We start from the raw sequence: 6597 nt of genomic DNA on the forward strand, positions 1-6597 counted from the left end.
AGTTGGAAAAAGCGATGCCCGACGACGTGATGGTCTCCACCGACATCGGCAACATCAACTCGGTGGCGAACAGCTACTTGCGCTTCGAGAAGCCGCGCAGCTTCTTCGCTGCGATGAGCTGGGGCAATTGCGGCTACGCGTTTCCGACCATCATCGGCGCGAAGGTGGCCGCACCTCACCGGCCGGCGGTCTCCTACGCCGGCGACGGCGCATGGGGCATGAGCCTGATGGAAACCATGACCTGCGTGCGCCACAACATTCCGGTCACTGCGGTGGTGTTCCATAACCGCCAGTGGGGCGCGGAGAAGAAGAACCAGGTGGACTTCTACAACCGGCGCTTCGTCGCGGGTGAACTGGACAACCAGAGCTTCGCCGAGATCGGCCGGGCGATGGGCGCCGAAGGCATCGTGGTCGACCGGCTGGAGGATGTCGGCCCGGCGCTCAAGCGCGCCATCGACCTGCAGATGAATCACGGCAAGACCACCATCATCGAGATCATGTGCACGCGCGAACTGGGCGATCCGTTCCGCCGCGACGCCCTCGCCAAACCGGTGCGCACGCTCGACAAGTACAAGGACTATGTGTGAGCGGGCCGACGCCTGACTGAGAAAAGACCGGCCGGAAGCGCTTCCCTTGCTTCCGGCCTCCTGCGTTCTGCCCACTCACCGTCCGACATCCCCATGAAAGCGATCAACCGCATCATCGAGCACGCCCGCGCGACGCCCATGCGCATCGTCCTGTGCGAGCCCGAGGACCCGCGCGTCCTGCAAGCCGCGCAGCGCGCCACGCGCGAGGGCATCGCCCGCATCGTGCTGGTCGGCGACGCGGTGCGCATCCGCGAGACGGCCGATCGCGAGCAGATCGATCTGGCCGGCATGGACGTGATCGATCCGGCTGCCTCGACACTCACGGCGTCGTGCGCCGACGAACTCTTCGCGCTGCGCGGCAGGAAAGGCATGACCCGCGACGAAGCGCAACGCGAAGCGACGAAGCCGCTCACCTTCGCCAACCTGATGGTCCGCCTCGGCCACGCCGACGGCTCGGTATCGGGCGCCGTCAATACCACCGCCGATGTCGTGCGGGCCGCGATCCAGATCATCGGCGTGCGGCCCGCGTTCAAACTGGTGTCGAGTTTCTTCCTGATGATGCTGTGCGAGCCGTTCCACACGATGAAAGGCGGCCTGATTTTTTCCGACTGCGCGCTGGTGGTGGAACCGGACGCCAACGAACTGGCCGAAATCGCGATGGCCGCCGCCGACAGCGCGAAAAGCCTGTTGATGGACGAGCCGCGCGTCGCGATGCTCTCGTTCTCGACGAGCGGCAGCGCCCGGCACGCGGCCGTCGACAAGGTGGTGGCGGCGACCGCGCGCGTGAAGGCACTGCGCCCGGGCCTCGCCATCGACGGCGATGTGCAGCTCGACGCCGCGATCGTCTCCGAGATCGCGCGGCGCAAGGTCGAGCATTCGCAGGTGGAGGGTCACGCCAACGTGCTGATTTTTCCGAGCCTCGAAGCGGGCAACATCGGCTACAAGCTGGCGGAGCGCATCGGCGGCGCGAAGGCGATCGGGCCGTTGCTGCAGGGGCTGAACAAGCCGGCCAACGACCTGTCGCGTGGCTGTAGCGCCGATGACATCTATTATGTGATCGCGGTGACGGGCGTGCAGGCGCAGGCGGCGCAGGCTCTCGCCGACGCTGCCGACAGCCGATGTCACTCGTGGGGATCCGCTGCGCGGTGACTCTTCAGCGCGTGGCAGGGGCAACTGGACCACGCGATCTGGGTGCAGACCGCGCTCAGGTGCCGGTGGTGACGCTTGCGACGATCGCCGCACGGCGTTATCCGCTGTCGCTGTCGGGCGTGGCGACCCGGCGTGCCGCGTGCCGCTCGCGATCGGCTGTTATTTGGTGGCGGGAGCGGTGGAGAGTGGGTGGAACAGGAGTTCGCGTTGGAGTGAACACTTCGTCCCTCCCATGTCCAATTTCTCGTCGGGCAGTGTCGCCGTCAAACCGGAGGCGCTGTCCAATCGCCCGCTTCCGGACGCTGGGTAATACGCTCGACAGGTGTCGCTGCCTGTTCTGATATCAGACTGCACAGCAGTTCCGCAAACGGTTCGATATTGCCAAAGGTGCTGGCTTGTTCGAGCGCATCGAGATAAGCCTTGCGCGACTGTACGGTCACGATCGTCCACGGGTAGCCGCCTGTCGTCAGCATGAAGTTCATGACGAATCGTGACAACCGCCCGTTGCCGTCCATGTACGGGTGAATGAACACGAAAATGAAGTGGCCCAGCACGGCTCTGACGCCGGGATGGTCTTCGCTTTCCAGCAGGTCCATCAAAGCTGGCATGCAATCTCGTACTGCCTCTGGAGAGGGGGGTACGTGGAGGGCATTACGGATGAAAACCTGATTGTTGCGAAAGCCGGCCAAGTCTCCAGCTTTGAGGATACCTGCCTGCACACTCGGCGAAAAAAGCGCCACATACCATTGGAAGAAATCGGCGCTGAAGACTTTAGCCGGATTCAGTCCTTCTTTCACCACGCGGCCGATGAGCGCCTTGACATGGCTGTGCGTTTCAGCGTAACCCTTTGCTGCCATGGCGTCTCGGGTCTGCCCATCTTTTGGGTGTGTGAGCGGGCTCCACTGCCCATTGCGGACCTTTTCTATGAGCTCCGTGCTCACCCGGTAACCTTCGATGGATAACGAATGATATGCATCCGCGACGTACCGGGCAGTTATGTCCAGGAGCAGGCCGTCTGCATCGGTTAGTTCCCGTCTCGGAACGGTGTTGAACCGCTTGAGGACAGTCTCACGCATGGCTGCCCACATCGCTTTGATACGCAGGACGTAGGGAGATTCGTTGCGTCGTCCAGTGATTTGCGCTAGAGGCCGCTCGAACGGATTGTTCTCCATTGTCGTGTGCATCGCGGCCTTCATGGTGGCGAGCAACTGGTTTGCGTCGGCCGCGCGTCCTACGGCCCTGAGCGCGCCGGCCAGTCGGCCAGCAACCAGGCTGTTCCCTCCTTCGAGCAGGCGCGCGATGAGCAGCGAGATGTCGACTTGGCGCATCGCAATCTGGGCGGCCATTTCATGCTGAGTGAAGAACGTGGGGCTGACGCGAATCAGTGCGTCAGGCATCGGCATAAGCCGAAGCCCACTGGCGTCAGGAGCCCTCGAGGCAACGAGTTTGGATTCCGAAATACGGTAGATAAACAGGGAGCAGCCGTGCGGTAGTTCCTGCATCTGGTTGTTGGCTTTCGGTGACTGCAGTTGTAGCTGTTTCGCAATGCTGGTGTGGCCGCTGTGCTTCAGAATCGACAGTTCGGCACTTAGTTGCCAGCCGTCATCGAAGCGCGAGTTGGCGTACGCCGCGACAAAAATCTCCATGTTGGCGTACCAGTGGGTCGAATCGCCGTCGGCATCCGCCGGGTTATTCGCCAGATACCATCCTTGGATGACCTGCTTCAGGAACCCGGCCCTAACCAGTCGTTCCCGATGAATGCGAGTGAGCGAGGGCATGGCCGAAGGTCGGAATACGCGGGAGCCGTGATCCTGCAACTCTTTGAGTATCTTTAAAGACGCCGCTAGCTTTTCGTTGGATGCCGCCATTTGTTGGCTCAGGTCAGTTCACTACTTTTGTGCTGCACTATATCACTAGAACTCCGCCTTGCCATCACACTACTTTTAAGTCGTTCGATCTCACTACTTTTCTGCTGCGCACTCAGATCGAGTTTTGCCGCGACAGCCGGAACCGCCCGCTCATCCACCCAACGATCTCACCAAACACCTTCATATCCGGCCCCGTCGACAAATCGAGCGCCAGCGAACGCCGGTAATACGGGCTCAGATCAAGCCCGACGCCCAGCCCCAGCACCTCGACGTCGCCCGCCGCCTCATGCCGCGCGACGACTTCCTTCAGGTGGCTGTCGAGATAGAACGCATCGTTGGCCTGGGCGGTCGCGCTGTCCATCGGACTGCCGTCGGAGACGACGATCAGGATGCGTCGCGCCGTGGGCCGCGCGACGAGCCGCGCGCACGCCCATTCGACCGCTTCCCCGTCCACGCCCTCGCGAAAGATATCCGCCTTGAAAAGCGCTGCGATGTCGCCCCGCGCGCGACGCCAGCTCGTCGACGCGTCCTTGAAAATCAAGTGCGACGCCTCGTTCAGCCGCCCCGGATGGCGCGGCCGGCCGCGCGCGAGCCAGTCGAGCCGCGCGCGTCCGCCATTCCACGCGGCCGTCGTGAAACCGAGCACTTCGCTCGTCACGCCGGCCTGGTCGAGGGCGCGCGCGAGGACGTCGATCAGCGTCGCGACCGGCTCGATGTGCGCCTTCATCGACCCCGAACAGTCGATCAGGAAACTCACCGCGCAGTCGGCGACGAGCGTGCGGCGCTCCAGCCGGAAGAGCCGCCGCTCGTTCGGCGAAGCCACGAGTTGCGCGAGCCGCCGTCCGTCGATGCGGCCGTGCTCCTCGCCGAACGACCAGCCGTCGCGCTCGGGATTCGCGAGCGCGGCTTTCAGCGCCTGCGCGAGCCGGCTCACGTTGATGCCCTGCGCGGCGATGCGCGCGTCGAGCTTCTCGCGGTATTCGTGCAGCAGTCCTCGGCGGATACGCGCGGCGGGGCGCACCTCTTCGTCATAGCGCGTCGTATAGGCGCGATACCCCGTGCCCGACGCTTCGAGCACGCGGCTCTCGCCGGTGGCCGCGATGCCCATTTCCTTGTACTCGTCATCGTCGGAACCGAGCCACAGGGAAAACGCCGCGCGCGCGGCTTGTGCGTCGTCCGCGTCGTCGGCGTCTTCCTGTGCTTGCCCGGCGCGGGCCGCCTGGATCATCTCGCTCACGCGCCGCGCGATGTCGAGCGCGTGGACCGCGAACGCTTCCTGGTCGGCGCGATGCCGACGCAAGCCCGCCAGCGGCACGCCGAGCGCGGGCGCGATGGCGGCGCGCGTCGCTTCGATCAGTCCTTCGGTCTCCTCCAGCACGGGTTCGCCCGTCAGTCGCGACCAACCCATCTGCGCGACGGTGTAGAGCAGGATGCCGAGATGGCCGTCGATCAGGCCCGAGCGATAAAACGCCCGCGACCACGCGGCAAACCGGTGCCGCAGGTTCTGCACGACGCCCGGCATGCCGGGCGGCGTTTGCGTCTCGCAGCGCAATTGTTCGAGCAGTTCGAACACGAGCCGCGCGAGCGGATCGGGGGGACACAGGCGGCGATGCAGGCTCGCGTCGGAGCGGATGAGACGCAGGGCCGCGCCGTCGGCGGCGCCACGCAGGGAGGCGAAATCGTCGGCCTCCCGGTCGGTGCGCAGATGCGGCGCGTTGAGCGGCAGCGGACGGTAGCCACGGCACAGGCGGCCATCGCGATAATGCAGCGCGGCGTCGCCCGTCAGCGCGCGCACGGCCGCCGCGCACAGGCGCTCGCGTTCCTCGGCGCGGCGCGCCGCCTGACGATCGGTCGACATCAGCGCAATTCCAATGCGTTCGTTTCGCGTGCGGCTTCCAGTTCATGGCCGAAGCAGCGCTGGAAATACTCCGCGACAACCGGCCGCTCCGCTTCATCGCACTTGTTGAGGAAGGTCAGGCGGAAGGCCATCGCGGGATCGCGGAAAATCTGGCAGTTCTCCGCCCAGTTGATCACCGTGCGCGGCGACATCAGCGTCGACAGGTCGCCCGCCGCGAAGCCCTTGCGCGTGAGTTCGGCCACGCTGACCATCGATTCGATCAACGCGCGGCCGGCGTCGTCGGCGAGTTCGGGCACGCGCGCGAGCACGATGCCCGCTTCCTCGGCGCGCGGCAGGTAGTTGAGCGTCGCGACGACGTTCCAGCGGTCCATCTGCGCGTGGTTCAGCACCTGAGTGCCGTGATACAGGCCGTTCAGGTTGCCGAGTCCCACCGTGTTGGTCGTCGCGAACATGCGGAAATACGGATGCGGATGGATCACGCGATTCTGGTCGAGCAGCGTGAACTTGCCGTCGCGCTCCAGGATGCGCTGGATCACAAACATCACGTCCGGGCGGCCGGCGTCGTATTCGTCGAAGATCAGCGCGACCGGGCGCTGCAGCGCCCACGGCACGATGCCTTCCTGGAACTCGGTCACCTGAAGGTCGTCGCGCACGACGATCGCGTCCTTGCCGACGAGATCGAGACGGCTGATGTGGCCGTCGAGGTTCACGCGCACGCACGGCCAGTTCAGGCGGGCGGCGACCTGCTCGATGTGGGTCGATTTGCCGGTGCCGTGCAGGCCCTGCACCATCACGCGGCGATCGCGCGTGAAGCCCGCGAGAATCGCGAGCGTGACTTCGGGGTTGAAGCGATACGCCTCGTCGATGTCCGGCACGTGGTCGTCGCGCTCGCTGAAGGCGGGCACCGTCAGGCCGGAATCGATGCCGAACACGCTACGCACCGACACCATCCGGTCCGGCGTCCCACTCACGATCTCAGTCACTTCTCTCTCCTTCGCGTCTCGTTCAGCGCGGCGCGGCTGGCCCCTGCGCAGTTGGCCCATGATAGACGCATTCTTTTTTAGATACAAATCATCCCGAATAATAGAATTTATCGGTTGACGATCGGTTCGGTGTTGGTCTACATTTGATTCAA

5 protein-coding genes are annotated in these 6597 nt (G+C 64.4%); 2 read left to right on the forward strand and 3 right to left on the reverse strand.

The genetic code is table 11. The annotated features are described in order from the left end of the window. Both AWB68_RS41640 and pta read left to right on the forward strand, forming a co-directional pair. The coding region (locus tag AWB68_RS41640) for a thiamine pyrophosphate-dependent enzyme (protein WP_235028769.1) at positions 1-587 on the forward strand (587 nt) is incomplete at its 5' end. 93 nt (positions 588-680) lie between these two features. Continuing rightward, positions 681-1736 carry a phosphate acetyltransferase gene (pta, locus tag AWB68_RS41645; RefSeq protein WP_087649983.1) on the forward strand — a complete coding sequence of 352 codons (1056 nt, stop codon included), beginning with the start codon at positions 681-683 and terminating at the stop codon, positions 1734-1736. A gap of 263 nt (positions 1737-1999) precedes the next feature. Here the strand turns inward: pta and AWB68_RS41650 are convergent, their stop codons facing one another. The 3 genes from AWB68_RS41650 to AWB68_RS41660 form a co-directional block, all read right to left on the reverse strand. Then, complete coding sequence (locus AWB68_RS41650; RefSeq protein WP_087649984.1) at positions 2000-3604, reverse strand: Fic family protein; 1605 nt, start codon at positions 3602-3604, stop codon at positions 2000-2002. Between the two features lie 112 nt (positions 3605-3716). Then, positions 3717-5462 (reverse strand): cobaltochelatase CobT-related protein, encoded by a 1746-nt coding sequence (locus tag AWB68_RS41655; RefSeq protein ID WP_087649985.1) that lies wholly within the window; start codon positions 5460-5462, stop codon positions 3717-3719. Continuing rightward, complete coding sequence (locus AWB68_RS41660) at positions 5462-6445, reverse strand: AAA family ATPase (protein ID WP_374729661.1); 984 nt, start codon at positions 6443-6445, stop codon at positions 5462-5464. Before AWB68_RS41660 ends, AWB68_RS41655 begins: the two co-directional genes overlap by 1 nt. Positions 6446-6597 lie beyond the last annotated feature (152 nt).

Source organism: Caballeronia choica, from assembly GCF_001544535.1.
Classification (GTDB): domain Bacteria; phylum Pseudomonadota; class Gammaproteobacteria; order Burkholderiales; family Burkholderiaceae; genus Caballeronia; species Caballeronia choica.

What these genes read in the sequence shown, in the direction of transcription:
- pta (WP_087649983.1), top strand. Translation starts at nt 681, where the DNA reads ATGAAAGCGATCAACCGCATCATCGAGCACGCCCGCGCGACGCCCATG.
- AWB68_RS41655 (WP_087649985.1), bottom strand. Translation starts at nt 5,462, where the DNA reads ATGTCGACCGATCGTCAGGCGGCGCGCCGCGCCGAGGAACGCGAGCGC.
- AWB68_RS41650 (WP_087649984.1), bottom strand. Translation starts at nt 3,604, where the DNA reads ATGGCGGCATCCAACGAAAAGCTAGCGGCGTCTTTAAAGATACTCAAA.